28 protein-coding genes and 4 pseudogenes are annotated in these 23,338 nt (G+C 42.0%); 5 read left to right on the top strand and 27 right to left on the bottom strand.

Annotated features, from left to right (window positions below):
• From RWS24_RS08845 to RWS24_RS08805, 9 genes and pseudogenes are all read right to left on the bottom strand, one after another.
• Positions 1–103: pseudogene (locus tag RWS24_RS08845) on the bottom strand (MFS transporter); the annotation flags it as partial.
• A gap of 156 nt (positions 104–259) precedes the next feature.
• Complete coding sequence (asnS, locus tag RWS24_RS08840; RefSeq protein ID WP_270622656.1) at positions 260–1,606, bottom strand: asparagine--tRNA ligase; 1,347 nt, start codon at positions 1,604–1,606, stop codon at positions 260–262.
• A 21-nt stretch (positions 1,607–1,627) separates the two neighbouring features.
• Positions 1,628–1,993: a VOC family protein gene (locus RWS24_RS08835; protein WP_002906354.1), complete on the bottom strand. Its 366-nt coding sequence runs from the start codon at positions 1,991–1,993 to the stop codon at positions 1,628–1,630.
• 179 nt (positions 1,994–2,172) lie between these two features.
• Positions 2,173–2,523, bottom strand: a complete 351-nt coding sequence (locus RWS24_RS08830; RefSeq protein ID WP_268701657.1) for a hypothetical protein — start codon at positions 2,521–2,523, stop codon at positions 2,173–2,175.
• Between the two features lie 9 nt (positions 2,524–2,532).
• Entirely contained in the window at positions 2,533–3,126 is a 594-nt protein-coding gene (locus tag RWS24_RS08825; RefSeq protein ID WP_268701658.1) for a hypothetical protein, read from the bottom strand.
• A gap of 14 nt (positions 3,127–3,140) precedes the next feature.
• A complete protein-coding gene (locus RWS24_RS08820) occupies positions 3,141–3,560 on the bottom strand; it encodes a hypothetical protein (protein WP_124765515.1) in 420 nt (139 codons plus the stop codon).
• A 232-nt stretch (positions 3,561–3,792) separates the two neighbouring features.
• The gene (locus RWS24_RS08815; RefSeq protein ID WP_314366798.1) at positions 3,793–4,266 is read right to left on the bottom strand and encodes a hypothetical protein; all 474 of its coding nucleotides are present in this window, start codon (positions 4,264–4,266) and stop codon (positions 3,793–3,795) included.
• Positions 4,267–4,530: 264 nt separating this feature from the next.
• The gene (locus tag RWS24_RS08810) at positions 4,531–5,712 is read right to left on the bottom strand and encodes a pyridoxal phosphate-dependent aminotransferase (protein WP_314366797.1); all 1,182 of its coding nucleotides are present in this window, start codon (positions 5,710–5,712) and stop codon (positions 4,531–4,533) included.
• Entirely contained in the window at positions 5,709–6,197 is a 489-nt protein-coding gene (locus RWS24_RS08805) for a DUF5590 domain-containing protein (RefSeq protein WP_314366796.1), read from the bottom strand. The genes RWS24_RS08810 and RWS24_RS08805 overlap by 4 nt, the downstream gene beginning before the upstream one ends.
• A 114-nt stretch (positions 6,198–6,311) precedes the next feature.
• On the opposite strand from RWS24_RS08805, the gene RWS24_RS08800 reads away from it, so the two are divergent.
• Positions 6,312–6,758 (top strand): MarR family winged helix-turn-helix transcriptional regulator, encoded by a 447-nt coding sequence (locus RWS24_RS08800; RefSeq protein ID WP_223322538.1) that lies wholly within the window; start codon positions 6,312–6,314, stop codon positions 6,756–6,758.
• A gap of 85 nt (positions 6,759–6,843) precedes the next feature.
• Positions 6,844–7,392, top strand: a complete 549-nt coding sequence (locus RWS24_RS08795; protein WP_002903057.1) for an NADPH-dependent FMN reductase — start codon at positions 6,844–6,846, stop codon at positions 7,390–7,392.
• A gap of 99 nt (positions 7,393–7,491) precedes the next feature.
• On the opposite strand, the gene RWS24_RS08790 is transcribed toward RWS24_RS08795, so the two are convergent.
• The 9 genes and pseudogenes from RWS24_RS08790 to RWS24_RS08750 all read right to left on the bottom strand — a co-directional run bounded on the left by RWS24_RS08790 (position 7,492) and on the right by RWS24_RS08750 (position 12,287).
• Entirely contained in the window at positions 7,492–7,791 is a 300-nt protein-coding gene (locus RWS24_RS08790) for a DUF4176 domain-containing protein (protein WP_314366795.1), read from the bottom strand.
• Positions 7,792–7,957: 166 nt separating this feature from the next.
• Positions 7,958–8,368: a hypothetical protein gene (locus RWS24_RS08785; RefSeq protein ID WP_314366794.1), complete on the bottom strand. Its 411-nt coding sequence runs from the start codon at positions 8,366–8,368 to the stop codon at positions 7,958–7,960.
• Positions 8,365–8,907 (bottom strand): annotated as a pseudogene (locus RWS24_RS08780) (hypothetical protein). The gene RWS24_RS08785 and the pseudogene RWS24_RS08780 overlap by 4 nt, the downstream one beginning before the upstream one ends.
• Positions 8,908–9,008: 101 nt before the next feature.
• The gene (locus RWS24_RS08775) at positions 9,009–9,563 is read right to left on the bottom strand and encodes an ABC transporter permease (protein ID WP_314366793.1); all 555 of its coding nucleotides are present in this window, start codon (positions 9,561–9,563) and stop codon (positions 9,009–9,011) included.
• 62 nt (positions 9,564–9,625) lie between these two features.
• Positions 9,626–10,126: a hypothetical protein gene (locus RWS24_RS08770; RefSeq protein WP_314366792.1), complete on the bottom strand. Its 501-nt coding sequence runs from the start codon at positions 10,124–10,126 to the stop codon at positions 9,626–9,628.
• A 39-nt stretch (positions 10,127–10,165) separates the two neighbouring features.
• Complete coding sequence (locus RWS24_RS08765; protein WP_314366791.1) at positions 10,166–10,786, bottom strand: hypothetical protein; 621 nt, start codon at positions 10,784–10,786, stop codon at positions 10,166–10,168.
• A 10-nt stretch (positions 10,787–10,796) separates the two neighbouring features.
• Positions 10,797–10,948: pseudogene (locus tag RWS24_RS08760) on the bottom strand (TIGR04197 family type VII secretion effector); the annotation flags it as partial.
• Positions 10,949–10,957: 9 nt separating this feature from the next.
• Complete coding sequence (gene yaaA, locus RWS24_RS08755) at positions 10,958–11,686, bottom strand: peroxide stress protein YaaA (RefSeq protein ID WP_314366790.1); 729 nt, start codon at positions 11,684–11,686, stop codon at positions 10,958–10,960.
• A 16-nt stretch (positions 11,687–11,702) separates the two neighbouring features.
• A complete protein-coding gene (locus tag RWS24_RS08750; protein WP_314366789.1) occupies positions 11,703–12,287 on the bottom strand; it encodes a VanZ family protein in 585 nt (194 codons plus the stop codon).
• 129 nt (positions 12,288–12,416) lie between these two features.
• Here RWS24_RS08750 and RWS24_RS08745 point away from each other — a divergent pair, with 129 nt between their 5' ends.
• A complete protein-coding gene (locus tag RWS24_RS08745) occupies positions 12,417–12,878 on the top strand; it encodes a DUF1836 domain-containing protein (RefSeq protein WP_314366788.1) in 462 nt (153 codons plus the stop codon).
• A complete protein-coding gene (locus RWS24_RS08740) occupies positions 12,862–13,509 on the top strand; it encodes a hemolysin III family protein (RefSeq protein WP_314366787.1) in 648 nt (215 codons plus the stop codon). Before RWS24_RS08745 ends, RWS24_RS08740 begins: the two co-directional genes overlap by 17 nt.
• A 64-nt stretch (positions 13,510–13,573) precedes the next feature.
• Here RWS24_RS08740 and RWS24_RS08735 read toward each other — a convergent pair whose 3' ends face one another.
• Positions 13,574–14,140 carry an ECF transporter S component gene (locus RWS24_RS08735; protein WP_314366786.1) on the bottom strand — a complete coding sequence of 189 codons (567 nt, stop codon included), beginning with the start codon at positions 14,138–14,140 and terminating at the stop codon, positions 13,574–13,576.
• Positions 14,121–14,987, bottom strand: coding sequence for a pyridoxamine kinase (locus RWS24_RS08730; protein WP_314366785.1), 867 nt, complete (start codon positions 14,985–14,987; stop codon positions 14,121–14,123). Before RWS24_RS08730 ends, RWS24_RS08735 begins: the two co-directional genes overlap by 20 nt.
• A 39-nt stretch (positions 14,988–15,026) precedes the next feature.
• Between RWS24_RS08730 and RWS24_RS08725 the strand changes: the two genes are divergently transcribed.
• Positions 15,027–16,346, top strand: coding sequence for a PLP-dependent aminotransferase family protein (locus tag RWS24_RS08725; RefSeq protein WP_314366784.1), 1,320 nt, complete (start codon positions 15,027–15,029; stop codon positions 16,344–16,346).
• 50 nt (positions 16,347–16,396) lie between these two features.
• Here RWS24_RS08725 and RWS24_RS08720 read toward each other — a convergent pair whose 3' ends face one another.
• The 7 genes and pseudogenes from RWS24_RS08720 to rfbB all read right to left on the bottom strand — a co-directional run.
• Positions 16,397–18,136: an ABC transporter ATP-binding protein gene (locus RWS24_RS08720; protein ID WP_314366782.1), complete on the bottom strand. Its 1,740-nt coding sequence runs from the start codon at positions 18,134–18,136 to the stop codon at positions 16,397–16,399.
• A 1-nt stretch (position 18,137) separates the two neighbouring features.
• On the bottom strand, positions 18,138–19,880 hold the full coding sequence (locus tag RWS24_RS08715) for an ABC transporter transmembrane domain-containing protein (RefSeq protein ID WP_314366780.1): 1,743 nt from the start codon (positions 19,878–19,880) through the stop codon (positions 18,138–18,140).
• Between the two features lie 87 nt (positions 19,881–19,967).
• Positions 19,968–20,639 carry an MmcQ/YjbR family DNA-binding protein gene (locus RWS24_RS08710; RefSeq protein ID WP_314366778.1) on the bottom strand — a complete coding sequence of 224 codons (672 nt, stop codon included), beginning with the start codon at positions 20,637–20,639 and terminating at the stop codon, positions 19,968–19,970.
• A 34-nt stretch (positions 20,640–20,673) separates the two neighbouring features.
• Complete coding sequence (locus RWS24_RS08705) at positions 20,674–21,306, bottom strand: copper homeostasis protein CutC (RefSeq protein ID WP_314366776.1); 633 nt, start codon at positions 21,304–21,306, stop codon at positions 20,674–20,676.
• Between the two features lie 64 nt (positions 21,307–21,370).
• A pseudogene (locus RWS24_RS08700) lies at positions 21,371–21,460 on the bottom strand (N-acetyltransferase); the annotation flags it as partial.
• Between the two features lie 94 nt (positions 21,461–21,554).
• Positions 21,555–22,154 (bottom strand): hypothetical protein, encoded by a 600-nt coding sequence (locus RWS24_RS08695; RefSeq protein WP_314366775.1) that lies wholly within the window; start codon positions 22,152–22,154, stop codon positions 21,555–21,557.
• A 203-nt stretch (positions 22,155–22,357) separates the two neighbouring features.
• Positions 22,358–23,338: dTDP-glucose 4,6-dehydratase (rfbB, locus tag RWS24_RS08690; RefSeq protein WP_314366773.1), on the bottom strand; the 981-nt coding region annotated here is incomplete at its 5' end.

Here is a 23,338-nt window from a genome sequence, read left to right as displayed (position 1 = left end):
TTTGACTTAGAAATAAAATCCAAAAACTAGTAATGCCTAGAAAGGCAAAAAATTCAACTCCAGCCATCAGGCCGATATTTTTCCGATAACTTCTTTTAAACATACTTTCTCCTTTAACAAGTGTTTTCTAATTTCTATCCTTTGTCACTTGTTAATCCGCTGTTTACATGATCTCCACCTCTTCTTTCTCTAAAATTCTATATTTTGGATTATTCATAGTTCGATGTTGAAAAAACGCCCCATGGGCGTTTGATTCGTTTTATGGTTTAATACGATGCAGCATACGTGGGAATGGGATAGCTTCACGGATATGCTTGGTCCCTGCCACAAAGGTTACCATACGCTCGATACCGATACCGAAGCCACCGTGCGGAACTGTTCCATACTTACGAAGATCCAGGTAGAATTCATATTCTGTCGTATCCATACCAAGCTCATTCATCTTAGCAACAAGAGCATCGTAGTCTTCCTCACGCATAGAACCACCGATGATTTCGCCATAGCCTTCTGGTGCAAGCAAGTCTGCACAAAGGACACGGTCTGGATTTCCAGGAACTGGTTTCATATAGAAAGCCTTGATGGCTGCTGGGTAGTTCACGACAAAGGTTGGTACACCAAAGTGGTTGGAAATCCATGTTTCATGTGGAGAACCAAAGTCATCTCCATGTTCAAGATGCTCATAGTCAGCATCTTCATCATTTTCATGGGCTTGCAAGAGGTCAATCGCTTCATCATAGCTAACACGCTTGAAAGGCTCAGCAATATAGCGTTTCAAGAGTTCTACATCACGTTCCAGCGTTTCCAAAGCTTGAGGAGCGCGGTCAAGAACACCTTGGATCAAAGCTTTAACATAAGCTTCTTGCAAGTCGAGTGACTCATCATGCGTCAAGTATGAATACTCTGCATCCATCATCCAGAACTCCGTCAAATGACGACGGGTTTTTGATTTTTCGGCACGGAATACAGGACCGAAGTCAAAGACACGGCCAAGAGCCATGGCTCCTGCTTCCAGATAAAGCTGACCAGATTGGCTCAAGTAAGCTGGAGTTCCAAAGTAGTCTGTTTCAAAGAGCTCAGTTGAGTCTTCTGCTGCATTTCCTGACAAGATTGGGCTGTCAAACTTCATAAAGCCATTCTTATCAAAGAATTCATAGGTAGCATAGATAATGGCATTGCGGATTTGCATCATTGCCACTTGCTTACGAGAACGCAGCCACAAGTGACGGTTATCCATGAGGAAATCCGTTCCATGTTCTTTTGGCGTGATTGGATAGTCATTTGACTCGCCAATGATTTCGATATCTGTAATGTCCAGCTCGTAGCCAAATTTTGAGCGCTCGTCTTCCTTGACAATCCCTGTCACATAGACAGAAGTTTCTTGGCTAAGCTTTTTAATCGTATCAAACTTCGCCAATCCTTCTTCTTCGCCAAATTTCTCAATGAAGTTAGGCTTGAAGGCCACCCCTTGGAAAAAGGCAGAACCATCACGCAGCTGCAAGAAAGCAATCTTACCCTTACCTGACTTATTGGCAACCCAAGCACCGATGGTCACTTCTTGACCAACATAATTTTTCACATCAATAATTGTTACGATTTTCTTTGACACGTTTTTTCTCTTTTCTATTTTTTATTCTTTATGACAGACTGCCTCGACATTATTACCATCTGGATCCAAGACAAAGGCTGCATAATATGACGAAAGGTTCCCCCGATAATTTGGCGCACCGTTGTCTTTTCCCCCTGCCTTTAAACCAGCCTCATAACAAGCTTGAACCTGCTCATGGTTTTCTGCCAAAAAAGCAAAGTGAATCGGAGACTGCTCTCCCTCCCCCAACCAAAAATCTCCACCAGGATGTGGGCTGTTGGGAGCAACAAAACTGAGTAGAGAACTACTTCTAAAAGCCAATTTGTAGCCTAGAGGAGAAAGAAAACTTGTATAAAAGTCTTTTGAAATTTGTAGATTCCTGACCTTTATCTCAAAATGATCAATCATATCTGCCTCCTAGATTGGTTGCTAAATGTCACTTTATTTCAAGACAAATCTTTTGGATATCTGTTCTATATTTTACCATAAAGCGATTGCAATAGCTATCCTTGAAGAGTCTAAATATCAGAAAAATTAAAAAACCAGCCTCCTAAAGGCTGGCGGATAACTCTCTTTGAATAAGAGGACTAATTTTTTGTTCCATATAGCAGTCGATCAACCATGTCATCATCATAGTTCAAGACTTTTTTCAAAGTCATCTTAAAGCGCTGATCGCTGAGAATCTGACCTCCTGGACTCTGATCGATCGTCGCATAATTCCCCTCCCCATCCTGAGTAAAGGCTACAGTGAGCTCTTGGTCAGGGTCTTCACAAACATCTCTCTGCGGATCTTTTGAACTGGTAGACGGTCGAAAGTCCATTCTTTGAAGACGAAACGACAGTTCTTTATGAAAAGCCGCAATGTCCTTCTGACGATTGGCCACCGGCTCATGTTTGTCCAGCCAAGTCAAAACATCTTCTCTTGTAATATATATCATCTTCCCCTCCTAAACCAAATCAAAGTTCGCCCTGTAAATAACGGTATCATAGCTTGGGCTAGCTGCTGACAGAGCTGCTTGAATGATATGGAGCACCCGCTGCTGTTGACCTTCGAAAGCTAAGGGCAGGAGCATATTAGAGACATTTTTGACAATCACTCCCTTAGTGAATTCCCCATCTTCATAAGAAAAATCCTGCTGATGAAAAATGGTCTTGGTCTTAAATTCAATCACCTGTCCTTGCAAGATTAGCTTATAAGTCTTCTTCCAGTTGGTTCTGCCACCAAAGCGATAAAGTACCAGATAAATCCCCAAATCATGATCTGCGACCCAATCACCCGTTTCAAAGACTAGCTCATCATCAATCCCAGCCTTCTTTAAAAGCTCAATCCCTTCTTCAGAAATCATCTCGTGCACGAACTTCCAACTTCCTTCTTGGGGAAGAATCGCTGTTCCCTCAGTATCCTTCTGAGAGCTAATACTGCCTTCTTTGTGATGAACTCCTTTAGGGGTAAATTCTTCCTCCCAAGTCATCTCTTCTTCTATGTCACTGACAGCCCGCCTAGTCGGTAAAAAATCCAGACACTTTTCTAATAATCCCATATCCTAACTCCTCTTTATCTGTACTCCACGTGGTTTACTTCCCTTATCTTTGTATCATAATAAGGGTTAATCTGCGACAGGGCATGTTGAATCACTGTTACGATTTTGTCCTCTCGTCCTTTTAAAACCTTGGGAATCACAAGCTGGGAGATTGTTTCTGTTGATAGACCTTTTACACTTTGATCTTCCTCATTGCGAACTGGATATCTATCGGCCCGCTCTTCTTCTAGGCGAAATTCAAGCAAGTGTCCCCCGAGAATCATGGCTAAAACCTGATATTTCCCTTCACCAATACGAAATTGCTTGACGCAGAGAAAAATCCCTCTTTTCTCATCCTCTAGTAAAAATGGCAGAGCCAGTTCTTTTTCTGCAATAGAAAAATCCTCGAGAAGCTTCTTCTCTCTTTCCCCTATTTCCTTTCTGATAAAACCCATTTTATCTCCTTTTGTACAAAATAATCTTCATCCCTATTATTACTTAAGTAAAAAGACCATGAGGAACACACTGCAAGTCAATAGAATGCAGGGCTAGACCAAATGGACTTCTTTTATTATACACCGAAACACCCTCGTCTTCAACTAAATACTCCTCAAATTTTTAAGTCGTGTTGTGATTCCTATCAGAAAGTTAATTATGCTAACTTAATCTAGCATTGATAGCTGCTATTTAATCAATAGGCGGATTATCCTTTACCTCTTCTTCTGTCTTCCAGTAGGTCATACTGCTCTTCTCAGTATCTACCTCCATCTTTTTATTAAGTCTAATATCAACCTTATAATAGGCACGTTTAATTAAAAACTTTTGACTGTTCTCTGCAGAACCCCAAGTTCTACAAACCATCAAAAAACTTGCAGAGCCCTGTCCGGCTATCTCCTCCTTAGTATAAGAACCGGGGGCAGTTGGGCGTTCTAAGATTCTCATATTTAAATTCAATTCTGGCTGGTAATTGTTCAAATACCAATCAATTCGGGCTGAGTCATTCTCATAATATTGGATACGATAGCGATGGCCTTTGGCTTGCAGACTATAGCCATTGGATTCGGAAATAGTGGTCAAACCCTGCTCTGAATCAACAAAAGAACAAGAAGCCAATAAAACCAAACCAACTACCATAAATAGGAAAATTAAATGTCGTTTCATATCCTTCCCCTTTCACTCCTATTTGCAAACTCTACCAGCTAAATTCTAACTGCTCCCAGCTTTTATTTTCTGAACAAAATCTTCTCAATTCGACCAGAAAATATGAAAGCGATTTTATGAATTCTATATTATTTTACCATTTTGTCAAATTATTTGCCAGCGCAGTTTAGAGAAACTGAAAAGGATGAACTCTGAGTTCATCCTTCTCTATTGTTTATAAATCTTTGTAGGTTATCTTTAGCAAGCAACGCCGGATTGCGAGCTCTATTTACTCTCCATAAATTGCTGCAGACGTCCAACGGCTTCTTTGAGAGTTTCCAAATCTGTCGCATAGCTAAGACGGACATTTTCTGGAGCACCAAATCCTGCTCCAGTCACCAGAGCCACGCCAACTTCTTCTAAAATTGCTGTCGTAAACTCAGTCACATCTGTATAACCTTTCATTTCCATGGCTTTCTTGACATTTGGGAAGAGATAGAAGGCCCCTTGTGGCTTGACCACTTCAAAGCCTGGCACCTGGGCCAAGAGCGGATAGATAGTGTTGAGGCGTTCCTCAAAAGCCTGGCGCATCGTCTCAACCGTCTCTTGACTGCCCGTCAAGGCTTCAATAGCCGCATATTGAGCCGCTGCTGTCGGGTTAGAAGTCGTCTGACCTGCAATCTTACTCATGGCCGCAATAATCTCCGGCTCACCAACTGCATAGCCAATCCGCCAGCCTGTCATGGAGTAGCTCTTAGAGACACCATTGATGACCACCGTCTGCTTGCGAATCTCCTCAGATAGACTGGAAATTGGTGTAAATTTATTGCCGTTATAAACCAGACGTCCATAAATGTCATCTGCCAAAATCAGAATGTTATGCTCTACAGCCCAGTTCCCAATCGCCAGCAGCTCCTCTGCTGTATAAATCGTACCCGTCGGATTGGACGGAGAATTCAAAACCAAGACCTTGGTCTTATCAGTACGAGCAGCTTCTAACTGATCCACCGTCACCTTGAAATTATTTTCCTCAGTGGCTTGAACAAAAACAGGTGTCCCCTCGGCCATCTTAATCTGGTCGCCGTAGCTTACCCAGTAAGGCGTCGGAATAATCACTTCATCACCTGGGTCAAGCACACTCATAAAGAAGGTGTAGAGGGAGAACTTAGCTCCGGTTGCCACCGTCACTTGATTAGGCTGGATGGTGTAGCCGTAATAGTTGGCAAAATACTCTACCACTGCTTCTTTTAGCTCTAGCAGACCGCTAGTCACCGTATAAAAGCTAGCACGCCCATCCTCAATGGCAGCTACAGCCGCATCTCGGATATTCTTAGGTGTCGGAAAATCCGGCTCTCCCAGAGTCAGAGATAGAATATCCCTCCCCTGCGCTTTCAAAGCCTTAGCACGCGCTGCTGTTGCTAAAGTTACACTTTCTTCCATCTTTAAGACACGATTTGATAATTTCATAGTCCCTCCTTGCTGACCAACTGTCCGCTTTCAAAACCAATCAGGTAGTAGGTGCCTCCCGACTTGACTTCCCAGATAGGCTGATCCTGAAAATAGCCCATGGTCACCTTATCAATAGTTCCTGCTCCATTTTCCTTGGCAATGCTCTCTGCTTTAGACTGACTGACACCTTGGTCCAGTCGATAGACCCGAATCTCATTGGAATCTTTAGCAATCAAAACAGCTTTTTCGACACCTTTACTTGTCTTGCCAAGCAGACTGTAGTAGGATTCCTGCCCATTGTAGATAGCAAAAGAATCCACTTTTTCAAGATCTGCATATTCCTTGGCCAAGCGGCTGCTTGCTTCTTTAGCTGACTGCCTCGGCTGCACAGATACTTGCAAAACAGCAAAAAATGAAAAGACAAGAACGCTGAGAACGATAAAAATACCGATAAGGTACTGCCAAATTGGAAAACTGGCTTTATTTCTATTTTTATATTTCACTCCGTCATTATACTACAAATACTCCTATTTTTCTATCTTTTTTTGATGAGAATATTCTCATAATTCTAAAGCAATATCCTTGCATATGATACTATTTATTGGTAAAATATTGTTATGAAGATTACAGACGATTTAAGCAAAGAAACTCTGCTTGATTTGAAAACCATGATTGTCTTTCATAAGGCAGAAAGAACTATCCGTGCCATTGAAGCCCAAATTTTTAAAAAGCATGATTTGACTCCTACTCAGTTTTCCGTCTTAGAAACCCTATACAGCAAAGGAGAGCTGCGTATTCAGGACCTGATTGACCGTATTTTGGCTACTTCTGGCAACATGACTGTCGTCATCAAAAATATGGAACGCGACGGCTGGATTGTCCGCACCTGCGACCCAAATGACCGCCGGGCTTTTTTGATTGGCCTGACGAAACGAGGCAAAGCTAAAATCGAAGCCGCCCTGCCTGATCATATTAAAAATATTCAGCAAGCTCTGTCCATTCTCGAAGAAGACGATAAGCAGGATTTGATTCGTATTCTAAAAAATTTCAAAAAATTGAGCTAAATAATTGCTAACTAGTAATTAATGTTGTAACATATATTGTAACAAGAGAAATATCTCTTTATTTTATAAAAAAGGAGACAATGCAATGTCTAAAGTATTATTCATCGTCGGCTCGCTTCGTCAAGGTTCTTTCAACCACCAATTGGCTGAGCAAGCTGAAAAAGCTTTGGCTGGTAAGGCAGAAGTTTCATATCTTGATTACAAAGATGTACCATTCTTCAACCAAGACATCGAAAGTCCTGCTCCAGCTGCTGTTGCTAAGGTTCGTGAAGAAATTTTGGCTGCTGATGCCATCTGGATTTTCTCACCTGTTTACAACTGGGCTATTCCAGGAGTAGTGAAAAACCTTTTGGACTGGGCTTCACGCGCTCTGGATCTGTCAGATCCAACTGGCCCATCTGCTCTGAATGCTAAGGCTGTTACAGTTTCATCTGTAGCTAACGGCACATCACCAGACGAAGTATTCAAGCACTACCGCAGCCTGCTGCCATTCATTCGTATGAATGTGGTAGAACCATTCACAGGTGTTGGTATCAACCCAGAAGCATGGGGAACTGGTCAACTGACTGTCGCAGAAGACAAACTTGCTGAACTCTCAGCACAGGCTGATGCTCTTTTAGCAGCCCTTAACTAAAAAGAGAAGATTATAAAAAGAAAAGAAAACTTATAAGACACTAACCCCTCGCAAAAATTGCGAGGGGTTTTTAGAATACTTTACTGATAGGAACAGGTATTATAAATCAGCTAAAGAATATTTAGGATAAGGAATTTGAGATAATTTATCTTCTATTTTTGCTAGCATTTTCTCTTCTGTTTCATCTATATACCCCTCAAACCAAATTTTTTCAATATCTTCTTGGTTAAAAAAGCAAGCTTGATTATCCGTCATACCAAAAGGATATACACAACCGGAATAGTCTAAATAACCAATTTCACCCTTATTATCATAAAGAGGATAACGGTTAATAATCATAATTTTGACTTGTCCATTTTTAAGTTGGACAACACTCCCTATCGGTAGTAGCTCAGTCATTAGAAACCTCCTTTAAAAATCTTCTCGAATTCTAAGTATTTTTCTTTTTTAATCTTTTCAGAACTTTTATCTGTTTGAATAAATGAGACCTTATGAGACTAAAATAAGCAATAAAGAAGCCCATGTCACTTAGCAAATAAGACAAATAGCTGCCTTGGCTTAAATACTAAACAGATTGATAGATGGCAAAAACAGCAAAAATCAAGCCAATTCCAAACTTCCCATATATATTTCGACTAAAAATATATAAAAACTCATCTTTTATAGGTAGTGTTTCAAAATGAAACTCTTTAAATGACGGCTCTTTCCTTGTCCTTGCAAGCAATTCTACTAGATACCCAACAATAACATAACCCAAAACTAACAAGATTATTTTCCATAGGAAGGACAAGTGGCTATTCGAAACAGAAGTAAATCCATGTAGCAGCAGAATGCTAGCTGCGGGAACATATTTCGTGAGATCGAGATGGAATTGTGGACTATGAACATTTGCATAAATTTTATTAGTTTTAAGATCCAAATAATAGTTTCTACCCTGAAAGGTTAAGAGATAGGTTAAATATTCTTTTTTCTTCATTTCAATTGCTTTTCCAACCTTTTAAGAATAATCAATTTTTCTAATGGCCTATTTCCAAATAATAAGAGCCCAGATACTGGGAGAAAACCAATGATAGCTATAAAAGAAATAAAGCTTCCTGAAAAATAGTAATCATCTATAAATTTAATTGATGTAAAAAATAGTAGAGTCCCAAAAAACAATATTCCTTTACATTGTGTTTGTTAGTTATAAAGAAAATTAGGCCAGTCAAAATAAAGTTTCTGATTAAAATTTTTCATAGTTCCTTTTCTAATATTTCTTAGAACAAATATTATCAAAACTAAAACGCAGAGAACAGTCGAACACAAAATAAATATTCTGATAGGCACACTGGCAACCTGAGGTGCTGTTGCTTCTGAATAAATGTTTCGTAAAAGAAAGGAAGCAGGCAGAATAGCCCAAGTGAGATTAGGAACTTTCTCTTCTTTCTTATCTATAGAGTAAAGTTCTCCAGTTTTTCTATCATAAAAAATATTTTTATCTCTGAAATTACCCAACCAAAATACATTCTTATTCATTGATTTCTTCCAAGTAACAACGGTTCATAATCATAGCACTTCCATTCAGTAAGTAATTGGTCATACATTACCTTGATTCATAGATTATAAGCTAAAGCTCTTTATTTATTTTTTATCAATTGCTTTATTGCCGTCATTCTTTTCATAAAATTGCTTTTTGCTATTACCATATAAAATATAAAATAAAAGGCAATAACTTCTATTAAGTTTGTCATGGTAGGAGCGTTCAAATATTCTCTCATTTGAAAAACAGTTAAGAAAGAACTCACTGCAAATGTAATAAGAAGAATGTATAATCGGTTTCTCTCTCCTTCTAAAAAATTCAACCAACCAACATGTTCATATAATTTGGGATTAAAGGCCTCAACGTTTTGCCCTAAATACTCATCTTTAAATCCAAAGTGACAAACCAAAGATATAAGAATAAGGCACGCACTCAAAACAATTACTCTTAAAATAGGGGATTCAATTTTTATATTGTTTACTTGAACGAGAAAGGCATTTCCTAGAATTCCAAAGGAGATTACTAACCACCTGAGATTAGGAAAAACTCTCTCATTGACTTTATTAGAATATACTTTTTTTCTTTTCACATCATAAAAGATGTTTCGACCTTGAAAGCCGCCTATGATAACCATAGATTTCGTTTTCTTCATTTTTCATACCATCATATTAATAAAAAAATTAGGGCTGAGAGGACTCAAATCCTTCCTAAACTTTACCTATCCACCACTTGAGCTTCAAATTTAGCCGGTTTGTTGTCTACATTAGTTATGGTGATGGAGTAAGATTTGTTGTTAGTTACATCAAAAACTTTTTCTCCTTGATACTGAATAATTAAATTTGATTTTTCTATATAAATATCAGCTAAATCACTATTTTCTACATAAGATTCAGTCAACTCTCCCGACTCATCTCTGACCCATTTGAACACATTTTGATTACTTAAATCATAATGTAACTCACTACCACTTACAGACCAATACTCTCTGCCATTTAACTCTAGTTTATTTTTATCATTTTTCTTTAGAATTAACTCTGAATAATATTCCACATCCTGTATCCGAGGATTGACCGTTAGGCTGATCGACTGTCCAGGTTGTAGGGTATATTTACCAAGATTTTGTACCCATAAATAAAAGAGAAAAGCAGATGCCCGAACTCCAACAAGCAATAAACTACAACCTAAATTCCAATTCCATTGTTTTTTCAAGGTCATTTGTGAATCTCCTTATAGTTGTCATGCCATCTTAAAGCTCTATCCATTCTGTAAGATTTCGTTTTCTTTCTGTTTTCTCCGCTGACCAAACCACTTGATACATAGCAACAGTACTATCATACGAAGAATCAAATAGACCAAACGAAGGATTCTCATCTTACCAAGAGCAGACAAGAAGTCCTCCCTTGCATGTCCCACTTCTTGACCTAACTGTTCAACCGTTTTGCCTGTTTCCTCTTTAATAACAGCTGCATTCTTTGAAATCAAATAATAATTTTGCTCTAAACTAGTGGTATAGGCTCTGGATATTGGTTCATCTAAGAAAAAATATACTCTATCAGCATACTTATCTTCAGACAAAGTATAGTATATTTCAGCTTCACTCTCCCATTTTTTAGGAAAACTAGTTATTCTAATATTTTCATAATCTAGATGCATAATTCCATCTAATACGTCACTAGTCCATTCTTCCGCATAGTGATAAAGAGTTGCCTTCTTATCTACCATTGGCCAAACCATAACATACCGACTATGCATGAATTCCTTGGTCAAGGCCGAGTTGCTAGCTAAACTAGTCGCACCAATCTCATATAAAGACCAAACAAGCACAATAAGCATTAAGAAAGCTTGAGTAGGTCTGTTTTTAAAATAGTTTTTCATTTTTTTAACATTTTACTTTTTGATTGCATGCCTGACGGCCAGACTCCATACCAGCATTCTCTCTTGTATAGCTAAGTCTAGCTGTTGATTTTGCTTGTTGCTTGTATCTACACCAACCAATTCACTGATAGCGTTCCGAGCAGAGATAGCACTTGACTTGATTTCCCCTTTTCACACTTCCTTGACATAAACCAACTCTTGTTCACTAGATAGATCAGGTCGGTAGGTGAAGCCTGCAAAGCTTAATTTTTTCATCTGTTCGACTTCTGTCACTTTGTTAGTTATTAGAGCTGTTAAAAACTCACCACGCGCTTTTTTAGAAATGGTCGAATGGACTTTCAGCTTGCCGCCTCGGTCTTCCAGAAACTTGAAGCCTATCATGCGCTGACGGATTTCCTTGGAAAAGACGGTTTCAAACTCGCTGGACAGGAGGGAGAAAATCACCTCATCTTCTGCCAGAGCTTGGTCATAAGCTTCTTTCCAAAAAGCCTTGAGACTCTTCCCATCTAACTTAAGCGGCATCATAAAGTCCAAGCGATGGGGCGCTATGGGCTCCAGGGCCGGGATGACACCGTAAAGGGCTGATGTGATAGCAAGATGCTTCTCGATATACCGACTCTCTTCTTCAGTATAACCCTCTCTCTTGATATGGCGGTACATGAGGCCGTCAAAAAGATAAAGTGCTGGAGCATGCTGCGCAGTTCCTTCTCGCAAAGCCTGAATAACTTGCCACTCTACCTCTGCTCTTTCTGGAGAAATTTTATAAAAAGTTGCCAAGTTAGCTACTGGCATAGTTGCCAACTCACCCAACACAGCCTGAGTTTGTGCTGAAGGTGGATTCGGGATTGCGGATGGCGCAGTTAGATTCAACTCTTTCGCAGTTGGGATAAGAATTTTCATAGTTTCCTTCTTTCATTTAGTGAATATGGCGGACAACCCATTTACCCAAGGCCGTCTCTAGTAGATAGCTGCCGATGATGAAGCCTAGCAGATTGGTCAAGATATCACCCAAGTCAAAAATACCCAGGTGAAAGAGATACTGGCTCCCCTCAACCAGACCGATAGCCAAGGTAAAATAAGCCACATGCTTCCATGACAACTTGCAGAGAAAGCCCAGCGGAATGAACATAATGATGTTCATGGTCGGTACCAGCTTATCTCCATAGATCCAATTATAGGTAAAAGACTGCAGGTCCAGACTGAAGCCCTGCTTACCGATATTTTTCAAAAAGAGAGCATAAAACAAAATGATAAAATAAAGGGCGTAACTAGCTACCACCTGCCAGCGGGGAATGTGCCGACTATAGAGGCCGCGAATAAAAAGCGAACTGATAGCTGTCAAAGTCAGGATGATAGAAGCTGGTATCAACAGATTCCACTCTGGCTGATTATTGTAAAAGACGACGGCTACGTAGGCATAAAAAAAGCGCATATAGAGCCAAGACCAAAAAATCAGACTGCCTAGGAAGGCTGCCATATCAAAGATTCTTTGTTTTTTCATCTGAAACCTCCCTTTCTTCTTTTTAAAATTATATCAAATTTCAAAGGGACATTCTATTTTTTGCTTGACTTTGATTTACAGAGATGTTATCATCTAGTTATAAAGACTAGATAAGAAAGTGATAAAGATTTGAACACTCAACAAGTTTTTCCAAAGTGGGACGAAATACCAGAACTAGACCTATATTTGGATCAGGTCCTGCTCTATGTAAACAATGTCTGTGGCTCTTCCTTTTCAGCTGCTGACAAGGGACTGACTGCTTCTATGATTAACAACTACGTCAAGCATGGCTATATTGCCAAGCCAGTCAAGAAAAAATACCAACGCCGCCAAGTAGCTCGCTTGATTGCCATTACGACCTTAAAAACGGTCTTTTCTATCCAGGAAATCTCTGCTACTTTAAATATGCTGCATAAAGAAGCAGATTCGCGAGAACTCTATGATGACTTCGTTGACTACATGAATGGCAATAAGCTAGAGGTGGCGCCCATCATTTCCACAGCCTGCCAGACGGTCAAACTCTATCAAAAGACCTTATCCCTAATCCAAGTACCAAATGAGGAGGAAGAAAATCTTGAACTACGCGCTTAAACTCAGTAAAAAACTATCCTTTGGAGAGGAAATTGCCAATGCTGTTACCCATGCGGTAGGGGCAGTTCTGATGCTGATTCTGCTGCCTATCTCAGCTATTTATAGCTATGAGGGGCACGGCTTGGTGGCTGCTGTCGGAACTTCTATCTTTGTTATCAGCCTCTTTCTCATGTTCCTCTCTTCAACTGTCTACCATTCAATGTCCTATGGCTCAACCCACAAGTATATCTTGCGCATTATCGACCACTCCATGATTTACATCGCCATCGCTGGCAGCTACACGCCAGTCGTGCTGTCACTGATGAATAACTGGTTTGGCTATCTCATCATTGCTATCCAGTGGGGCACGACCATCTTTGGCATTCTCTACAAAATTTTCGCTAAGAAGGTCAATGAAAAATTCAGCTTAGCTCTCTATTTGATTATGGGCTGGCTGGTTGTCTTTATCATTCCGCAGATTATCGGTCAAACCGGACCTGTCTTCTGGGGGCTCATGCTAGCTGGTGGCCTCTGCTATACTGTAGGATCCGGCTTCTATGCTCAAAAAAAGCCTTACTTCCACATGATTTGGCATCTTTTCATTCTAGCGGCTTCTGCCCTGCAATACCTTGCTATCGTTTATTTTATGTAAGACAAATACACTAAAATCGTCCGAGAATTCTCAGACGGTTTCTTTTTTTCTGCTGATTATTGATTCATCCTTGCTTTTCCAGAGTCCTTCTTTGCTTGTGAGCTTTTCTGACTTGCTTAAAGATTGGATATAAGATTGGGACAGCGATGACTGTCGCTAGACTGGAGCCAAATGTACCAGTAATCTTAGCTACTGCCAGCAAAAAGGCTGCTGGTAAACTACTCCCGCCAATCAGTGTTCCTGTCAGAGTGTACTTGAGGATATTAAGCACAATCTTCACCAAAGCTGTGGCTACTGCTGTCACAAGAATATTTCTTAGTCGGTCCTTTCTCTGAAAGAGTCCTTCATACAGAAAATGAATCACCACGGCCACCGCAAGTGCTTCTAACAAGATAATTGGGATTTCCGCTGCGTAACCATTCAGCAAGTCAAATATTCCCAATCCGATAGCAGCCGCCAAAAAACCGAGTTTACTACCAAAAATCAGACAGCCCACTACCACCAGTGCATTTCCAAAGTGAATAAACTGAGCTCCGACAGGAATTTTAAAAAACTGAATACTCAGAAAAATCAAAGCAGCAAATAAACTAATCATGGTTAAGGTTTGCAAATCAAGTGTTTGTTTCTTCATCTTTTTCCTCCATTAAGGCTTGAAAATCAGCGAAAAGCTCTCCTAGATAGGGCTGGTAAAAAACGCCCTTCTTTGGATCTATTTGCTCTTTAAAGCTAAGTACCAAGCTCTTTTCAATAAACTTCAAAATCACAGGCAGGGCTTGCTTAATGTCGAACCCCTGAACAAAAGCCGCAGCTACAAGAGTCGTCAATATATCACCCGTTCCAAAAAATTGCTGGGGCAAAGCTGGACTAGAAAAGAGGTTAAACTCCTCTGTTGCCGCATCAAAATAGGCCACACCAATCTGATTCTCTTTCATTGGCAAGCCAGTCAACAAGACCTTGCTCGGTCCTAACTCAGCCAAACGTTTGCTGAAGTCCTCCCATCTATCTTCTGATAAACTCTCTTCGTAGGGTTCTTCCAACAACAAACAGGCTTCCGTCAAATTGGGCAGAACCAAATCGGCATGTTGGCAGAGGCGACGCATATGGTCTAGATGGGCATCTGAAAATCCCTGATAAAAAGTCCCCTTGTCTCCCATGATAGGATCCACGATAAGGGGCAAGCTTTTTTCCTTTTTAAAGCGCAGCAAATTTTCCACCTGTGTGTCAGATTTCAAATATCCTGTTACCAAAGCTGAAAAGTCGAACTCCAGGCTCTGCCATTGTTTCAAAAAAGCAAGCATCCCATGCGTGTAATCATCTATATAGACGTCAGGAAAACCGCCTGTATGGGACGATAAAATCATGGTTGGCAACAGGGACACCTCTAGCTGGCAAATTGCAAAGAGCGGCAGGGCAGCTGTTGCAGCAACCTTACCTAAGCCAGAAATATCTGTGGCCAGAATGACTGTTTTTGTTTTCATGACTCCTCCTACTTGCTCTCTATTGTAAAATATCTGAAAATGAGTTACAATATGAAAAAATCAAATCTGTATGGGGACAGTTTTATGACAAAGGCAAAATACCAACGCATCGTTGATAAGATTACTAAGGATATTAAAGAGGGAAAACTGGCAACTGGTCAGAAAATCCCTTCTGTCCGGAAGCTGGCAGAGCGATACCACTGCAGTAAGGATACTGCGCAGAAGGCTCTGATTGAGCTCAAATATCAGAAATACATCTATGCCGTTCCCAAAAGCGGCTACTATGTGCTGGAGAATGCTCAGGAAGAAAAGCAGGATTTGGAGCTGCCTGTGAGGGATGACCGCCACCAAGCCTACGAGGATTTCCGACTCTGTGTAAATGAAACTCTGATCGGCCGGGAAAATTATCTCTTCAACTACTACCCTCAACAGGAAGGACTGGAGGATTTGCGTCGCTCCGTGCAAAAGCTAATGCTTGACTCTGCTGTCTATGCTTCTAGGGATCAGCTGGTACTGACTTCTGGCACCCAGCAGGCCCTCTATATCCTTTCACAGATTGAATTTCCCAATCAAAAAGAGCGTATACTGGTGGAGCAGCCGACCTACCATCGGATTAATGATCTTCTGCTAGCGCAAAAACTTCCTTATGAAACCATTGAAAGGACACCTCAAGGGATTAACCTGCAAGAACTGGAGAAGATTTTTCAAAGCGGAAAGATTAAGTTTTTCTACACCATTCCGCGCTTTCACTATCCCTTGGGCCACTCCTACAGTCGGCAGGAAAAGGAAGAGATTCTTCGACTGGCACAGCTCTATAATGTCTATATCGTAGAAGATGACTACCTATCAGACTTTGATAGTCGGCGGGAGCTAACCTTTCACTATTTAGACAATAGCCAGCGGGTCATCTACATCAAGTCCTTTTCTACCAGCCTTTTCCCAGCCCTGAGGATTACCGCCCTGCTCCTTCCGCCCCAGATTCAAAAGACCTTCATCGCTTACAAAAGTGCCGTGGACTATGACAGCAACCTCATCATGCAGAAGGCCCTATCGCTCTACATTGATAGTCTCATGTTTGAAAAAAATAGGCTAGCGCTGCTGCAGCTTCAGGAAGAGGAAGCAAAACAGGCACAGACACTGCTTGAGCAAGCTCAGCTGCCACTATCCAACTATCTGACCAAGGACGGCGTCCTGCTGGACTTAAGGTCACTTTCTTCCGTCAGTGCTCTCAAACACAGCAGACTGCCGCTTGACTTCTTTGAACAGAGCTACCTGGCTAGCTGCCCTTACCAGTATGCCAAGCTGCCTTACGATCACTTAGAAGAAAATGTAGAGAAATTAAAAGACTATTTAAAATAGGTGTAGAATTCATTCGGAATTCTACACCTTTCATTTATAATCTAGCTTTTTCAAGAGTCCATCATTCCGGCCTGCAGCTGGTACATCTTCTTATAGGTTCCATCTTGAGCTAGCAATTCTTCGTGCCTGCCGGATTCGATAATGCGGCCCTTATCTAAGACATAGATGCAATCTGCATCCTGAATGGTAGACAGACGGTGGGCAATGGCAATGGTTGTCCTACCCTGCCGCATCTTTCTCAGTGAGGCTTGAATCAACTCTTCTGTCTCCGAATCTATATTGGCTGTCGCCTCATCCAAAATCAAGATTTTAGGCTTGGTCGCGATGGTCCTAGCAAAGGCTAGAAGCTGCCGTTGACCGCTGGAAAATGTCGCTCCCCGCTCAGTCACAGGGGCGTCATAGCCTTGAGGCAGCTGACTGATAAAGCCATGAGCATCTACAAACTTAGCCGCTTCTATAATCTCTTCACGCGTCAGCTGCTCTTGGTAAAGCTGAATATTGGAAGCAACGGTGCCGTGATAAAGGAAGGGTTCCTGCAAAACAAGACCAATCTTTCGCCGCAGCTCCGCCTGACTAAAATCTTTAATATCACGGCCATCAATCAAAATCTGGCCCCGCTCAAATTCATAAAAACGCAGGAAAAGATTGATAATAGAGGACTTGCCAGAGCCAGTCGAGCCCACAAAGGCAATCGTCTGGCCTTTTTTGACTGAAAAGGAGATATCCTGCAAAACATCACGCTTCCCATCATAAGAAAAGGAAACATGCTTGAATTCGATACTGCCATCTTGGATTTGCAGGTCTTGATTAGCCTGCTCAGGCTCGTAGTCAGTGCGGTCCATGATTTCAAAAACACGCTCTGCAGCAACCATAGATCTCTGTAAAACAGAGTAATTCTGCATAACATCAATCAAAGGATTAAAAAGCTGATTGACATACTGGATAAAGGCATACATAATACCAGCCGTAATCCCCGCCACTTGCCAAGTCAAGCCAAAGTAAGTCAGAATCACTCCATAAGCCAAGATTTTCAGCAGGGACATGGCTGGTCTCAGAAAGAGACTGTTGATATTGAGATAGCGATTAGTAAAGCCTAAATGCTGACCGTTAATTTCTTCAAATTCCCGCAGCAAGCGCTTCTCTTGCCCAAACGCCTGAATAATCCGCATCCCTTCAATACTTTCAGATAGCTTGACATTCAAATCACTGAGCTTATTCCGAACCTGCTTCAGCTGACGATTAGATAAATGCTGATAGAGCAAGATAGAGGCTGCCATCAGAGGTAAAAAGAGAGTAATCATCAGGGACAATTGCCAGTTGAGGGCAAACATGGCGCTCAAAGTAACAACTAAAATCAGCAAGGAGCTCAAAAAATTAGAAAAAATCTCACTGAACATATCTGCGACTGCCTGAGTATCATTAGTCAAGCGGGAAACGATAGCACCAGCTGGCGTTTTATCAAAATAAGCCATTTGCAGACGCTGGATATTGGCAAAGCTTTCCTGTCGCAAGTCCCGAACCACACTTTGAGCCACACGCGCAAAGAAATACTTTCCCAAGAAGGTAAAAAGTACCCGCAAGAGGAAAAGACCATAGTAAAGAGCCAGCAAAGGCAGGCCAGCCCAGGCTTGGTTACGGCCGATAAATTGATCAATAAAATAGCGGGCCAAGAGCGGCAATGCTGTTGTGACCAGAGTCGTCAGCAGGATGAAGATCAAGGCCATGCTGCTCACTATCCTGTAGCGCCACATATAGCCTAGGAGGCGATGAAAAGTTGCTTTCTTTTTCATATTAATCTTCCTCCTTCAAGCTTTCTGCCAGCTGCTGATTATGATAAGTCTGAGCATACCAGCCCTTTTGCTCCAATAGCTCTTGATGAGTGCCTCGCTCCTTGATACGTCCCTCTTCCATGACCAAAATCAGGTCTGCATGCACCAAGGCTGACAGCCGATGAGCTGTGATGATGGTTGTCTTGCCAGCACGCTCTGACTTTAGATTTTCCAAAATCAGATGCTCCGTCTTAGCATCAACAGCCGACAGGGAGTCATCCAAAATCAGAATATCAGGATTAGTTATAATAGCCCGACTCATCGCCAAGCGCTGTTTCTGCCCACCAGACAGAGACAAGCCACGCTCACCGACAATCGTATCCAACCCCTCTGGCATAGCCTGAATATCCTCATACACACCGCAGAGTTGAGCAGCAGCTAGAACCTGGCTATCTGTCAGCTGGGGATTAGCAAAGCGAATATTGTCCCGAATGGACAGAGCAAAGAGCATCTGTTCCTGTGGTACATAGCCGATGAGACGGCGCAAGTCTTTGAGGCGGTACTCTCGGATATCATGGCCATTCAGATAGATAGCCCCCTCCTGAATATCCTGCTCCCGCAGTAGCAAGCGCAGAAGAGTGGTCTTCCCTGAGCCTGTCTGACCGACAATTCCCAGTGTCTGTCCCTGCTCAATGGAAAAATGAATATCCGATAAACTAGTCTCCTCGGCATAAGAAAACTTCTGAATGTCATAATCCAATCGACCATTTTCTGCATGTGAGAGGGGTTGTTCAGCTTCCTTGACCTCCGACTCCTGAGCCAGCAGTTTCTCAATCCGTTCATAGGAAACAGCACCTCGCTGGCCGATGTTAAAAAGATAGCCTGTAGCCTGCAGCGGCCAAACCAGCATATCCAGATAAGTGATAAAAGTAACCAACTCTCCTATGGTAAACTGCCCTTGGGAGATGAAAATTCCACCGAAAATTAAGGTCAAAACATAAGAAAGACCAATAAAAAGCAAAACCAAGGGATCAAAAAGAGAATCGTACTTGGCAGCCAAAACGTTTTTTTCGTAGACTTCCTGATTTGTCTTGGCAAAAGACTGAGTCTCAGCTTCCTGATAGCCAAAGGACTTGGTCACTCGAATCCCTGAAACGCTCTCCTGAACCTTATTGTTCAAATCCGAAAAAGCCTCTTGAGCAGCCTTAAAACTTTCATGATTTTTTCGGCCAATCAAGCCCGTGCCCCAGGACAAGAAGGGCATGGGTACAATGGCAATCAAAGTCAGCCGCCAGTCCAAAACGAAAAACATAGTCAGCAGGGTCACCAGAGCTGTAATAGAAGCATCCACAGCTGACATGACTCCGCCACCAGCCAGACTGACAACCGCATTGATATCATTAGTCGCATGAGCCATCAAGTCCCCTGTTCGGTATTTCTGATAAAAAGAGGGAGACATGTGAGTAAAGTGCTCGAACAATCGAGAGCGCAGAATCCGTCCCAGATTATTGGATGTCCCTAAGATATAAAGGCGCCAGACATAACGCAGGCCGTACATGATAAAAGCTGAAGCAATCAGCAACAGCAAATTAAGGAGCAGTTCTTGAGAAGTCAGATGTTTGCTGGCAATTCGGTCAATAACCTGACCGATGACTCTGGGCGGTATCAGATTGAAGACGCTGACTAAGGATAAGGCCAGGATACCGATGATATAGCGCCGCTTTTCCAACTTAAAAAACCAGGCTAATTTTCTAATGAGGTTCATAATTTCTCCTATTCTTACTAGTCTTTTTATTATACTGTTTTTTGAGGAAAAATGAAACACAGCGGATTGGAGCGCTGTGCTTCGATTCTATTTTTTACTGGTCAGCTGGTAACTAACAGCCAGTAAATCAAAGATTTCCTGATCGCTCAGGCTATCATCCAAAGGCAGACTGAGCCAGTATTTCTTATTCATGTGAAAGGCCGAGTAAATCCCCTTTTTCTGAATTAGCTCTGCGACATGGTCATTCTTAACATTCAGCACCTCAATAGCGCCGCTTCGCTCTGCTTCAAACTTAGACCAGTCTGTGGTCAGAAAGGCTCCGTACCATTTTTTACTGTCCTGGTGGCGGAAAACCCCAGCTTTAGTCGAGCTCTTTCTGGACGACTTCTCCCAGAGGTACTCTATCTGACCCTGATAAACCTCAGCCGCGTGATCCCGCAGTCGCTTACTCTGCTCATAGAGAAAGCCAACCTCGTCAAAACAGTGCTGACGGATAGCCAGCAGTACTTCCTGACAAGCTTCACGAACCTGACCGACAAACTCCCCCGTCACCTGCTCCATCTTGACCTGCAGATAGGCATCATCAGTATCACAGTCAAAGACCTGATAGTCCAGCTTCCCATCTCTGATAGTTACTTCCAAGCGAAAGTCACCCTTCATAATCTTCTGCGAGAAACGGTAAGCTCCATCAGACTCCTTAAAGCCGTAAGTCTGAAGCTTTTCTAGATTAGCCTTGTATTTTTCAAATAGTTCCAACATCTACTCAGCCGCTGCTAGCGCAGCTTCCCCCTCCTTAAAATACAATTTTAGTTCCATGCAGCTGGTCAACTGCCAGACTGTCTATAACTTCCTGACGATTGCCCAGATGAATGCCACCGCCCGGCATGATATCAATCCGATCAGCAGCATGCTCGATTAATTCGTCCAGCCAAGCAAAATGCTCCTCAATCGGCTCATTAGCAGGTCCTCCGTGGGTCAAAATTCGCTGGACACCGTTCTCAATCAGCCAATCCATTTCGCCAAACTGGTATTCAGCCGGTATCGTATCAAAAGCCATGTGAAAGACTACTTCCAATCCCTTGCAAGCCTCTAGCAGGCGCTGCATCTTCGGAACATCTATTTCATTCTTCTCCGTCAAGACACCAAAAACGACTCCCTGACTGCCGGCTTCCTTGGCTTTTTGGATATCTGTCAGCATAATCTCAATCTCAAGGTTAGTGTAAACAAAATCACCGCCCCGAGGCCGAATCATGGTCATCACAGTCGCACCGTAAGGCTGAGCTAAATTCACCGCTGCTTGAATTACACCGTAGCTGGGCGTCGTACCACCGACAGCCAAATTATCACAAAGTTCAATCCGCTGGGATCCCGCCTTCATAGCCTTTTCTAACAAGGTTACATTTTCCGCACAAAATTCATAAAGCATCATCTCACCTCTGATTTAATATATTGATTTCCTTTATCTATTATAACACAAGAGCTTCGCGATATCAGCTCTTATCAAATCTTCCAGCTTCTCTCTTACACCAATCAAGCCAATTGGTCTGATAGTCTTCCTTGGACAAAATGTGGTTCTGTAGGCATCTTTTCTCCCTCACAATGCTATTGTTCAAATAATAGTATAAAAACTCCATTTGATTCGGAAGACTTCTTCCTCAAATGAAGTTTTCTTTTTTAGATTCCATAACCCATGCTGAACTGGATTTTAGCAGCTCCGCTCTGGAAGCTGATTTTGTTAATGCTGAATTGACTCTGCGGCAGAGCTAGAAGGAAACTATCTCCCTCTGTTGTGATAGATGAATTAGAGGCATGCATTTGTTGCTTCAGCATGCCTGTCACCCAAGATTTAGGGATAGGAAGAGAGCCTAGCTTGGCACTATCGATTGTGATGTGCAAGACATTATCCCTCACCGTCACATCCACCTCTAGGTCCAGCTTACTATCAATAAAGAGAAGCTTGACCGGATACTGGATGCGCAGCTTATTACCTTCAATACTGTAAACACTATTCAGCAGCTCCTGATTCTCAGAGTTAGTCAGAGAAGACTTGAGCACCTGATTAAGCTGGACGCTATTGAGAGAAACTTCCGTGCTGACTCCCTGAGCCGTCACATTGGCATTGCTCAAAGCTGGCTCAATAATACTCATCCAGGAAGCACTGCCTTGGACATTTTTTAATTGTTCACTTTGATTAACAGATGCAGGAACCAGAAATAGCACCGCCGCAAACAACAGCACCAAAGCAATTCCCACTACTCTTTTTACCATTTTCATGTTTGTATTCCTTTAATTTGAGAAAAAACCTTTAGCTAAAAACACAGCAAGGATTTATCTTATTTTACACTATTTTTGCATAATTTTCTGTAACAAACATATTAAAAAGCTAACAATCCTGTGAGAAAAGGCTGGGACAGATACTCCCAGCCTCTCAATCACATAGCGCTAGTTTTACAAGGCTCATCATAGATAGCCTATTCTTACTTAATCACTTCTTGAGTCTTAGCGTAGTTTGCTTCGACTGCTTCTTTTTCAGATTTCCACCAGTCTTGGTTATCCGTGTACCACTTGATTGTCTCTTTGAGACCCGCTTCAAAGTTGGTAAACTCTGGCTTCCATCCTAGCTCATCGCGAAGCTTGCTGGCATCAATGGCATAGCGGAGGTCGTGGCCGGCACGATCTGTCACATGATCATAAGCGTCAGCCGGCTGTCCCATTTCCTTTAGAATCAACTCTAGAACTTCCTTATTATTCTTCTCACCGTCAGCACCAATCAAGTAAGTTTCGCCGATTTGACCCTTGGTCAGAATTGTCCAAACACCTGATGAATGGTCATTGGTATGAATCCAGTCACGAACGTTTTTACCTTCACCGTAGAGTTTTGGCTTGATACCGCTCAGGATATTGGTGATTTGGCGCGGAATGAACTTCTCGATGTGCTGGTAAGGACCATAGTTGTTTGAACAGTTAGAAATAGTCGCTTTGACACAAAATGAGCGCACCCAAGCTTTAACAATCAAGTCTGAAGCTGCCTTGGTTGATGAGTAAGGCGAGCTTGGATTGTACTTGGTTTCAGCCGTAAATTTCTCGCCTGGTCCTTCTCCATGACCTGGCAAGTCTTCGCGTAGAGGCAGGTCGCCATAGACTTCATCAGTAGATACATGGTGGAACCGAATGTCGTACTTACGAGCTGCTTCCAACAGTGTGTAAGTTCCGATGAAGTTGGTATGAATAAATGGACTCGGATCATTGAGCGAGTTATCATTGTGGCTTTCTGCCGCATAGTGAACGATAGCATCCGCTTCAGCCGCCAGCTTGTCTACCAAGACCGCATCAGCAATATCACCAACAACCAGCTCAACACGGTCGCCTAAAATTTCTTCAATATTAGCTCGATTACCCGCGTAAGTCAGCTTGTCCAGCACTGTCACATGGACATCTGGAAAGTTATTGTAAACATA

This window comes from uncultured Streptococcus sp. (assembly GCF_963528215.1).
GTDB lineage: Bacteria > Bacillota > Bacilli > Lactobacillales > Streptococcaceae > Streptococcus.
This window is presented reverse-complemented; position numbering and strand designations above follow the sequence as displayed.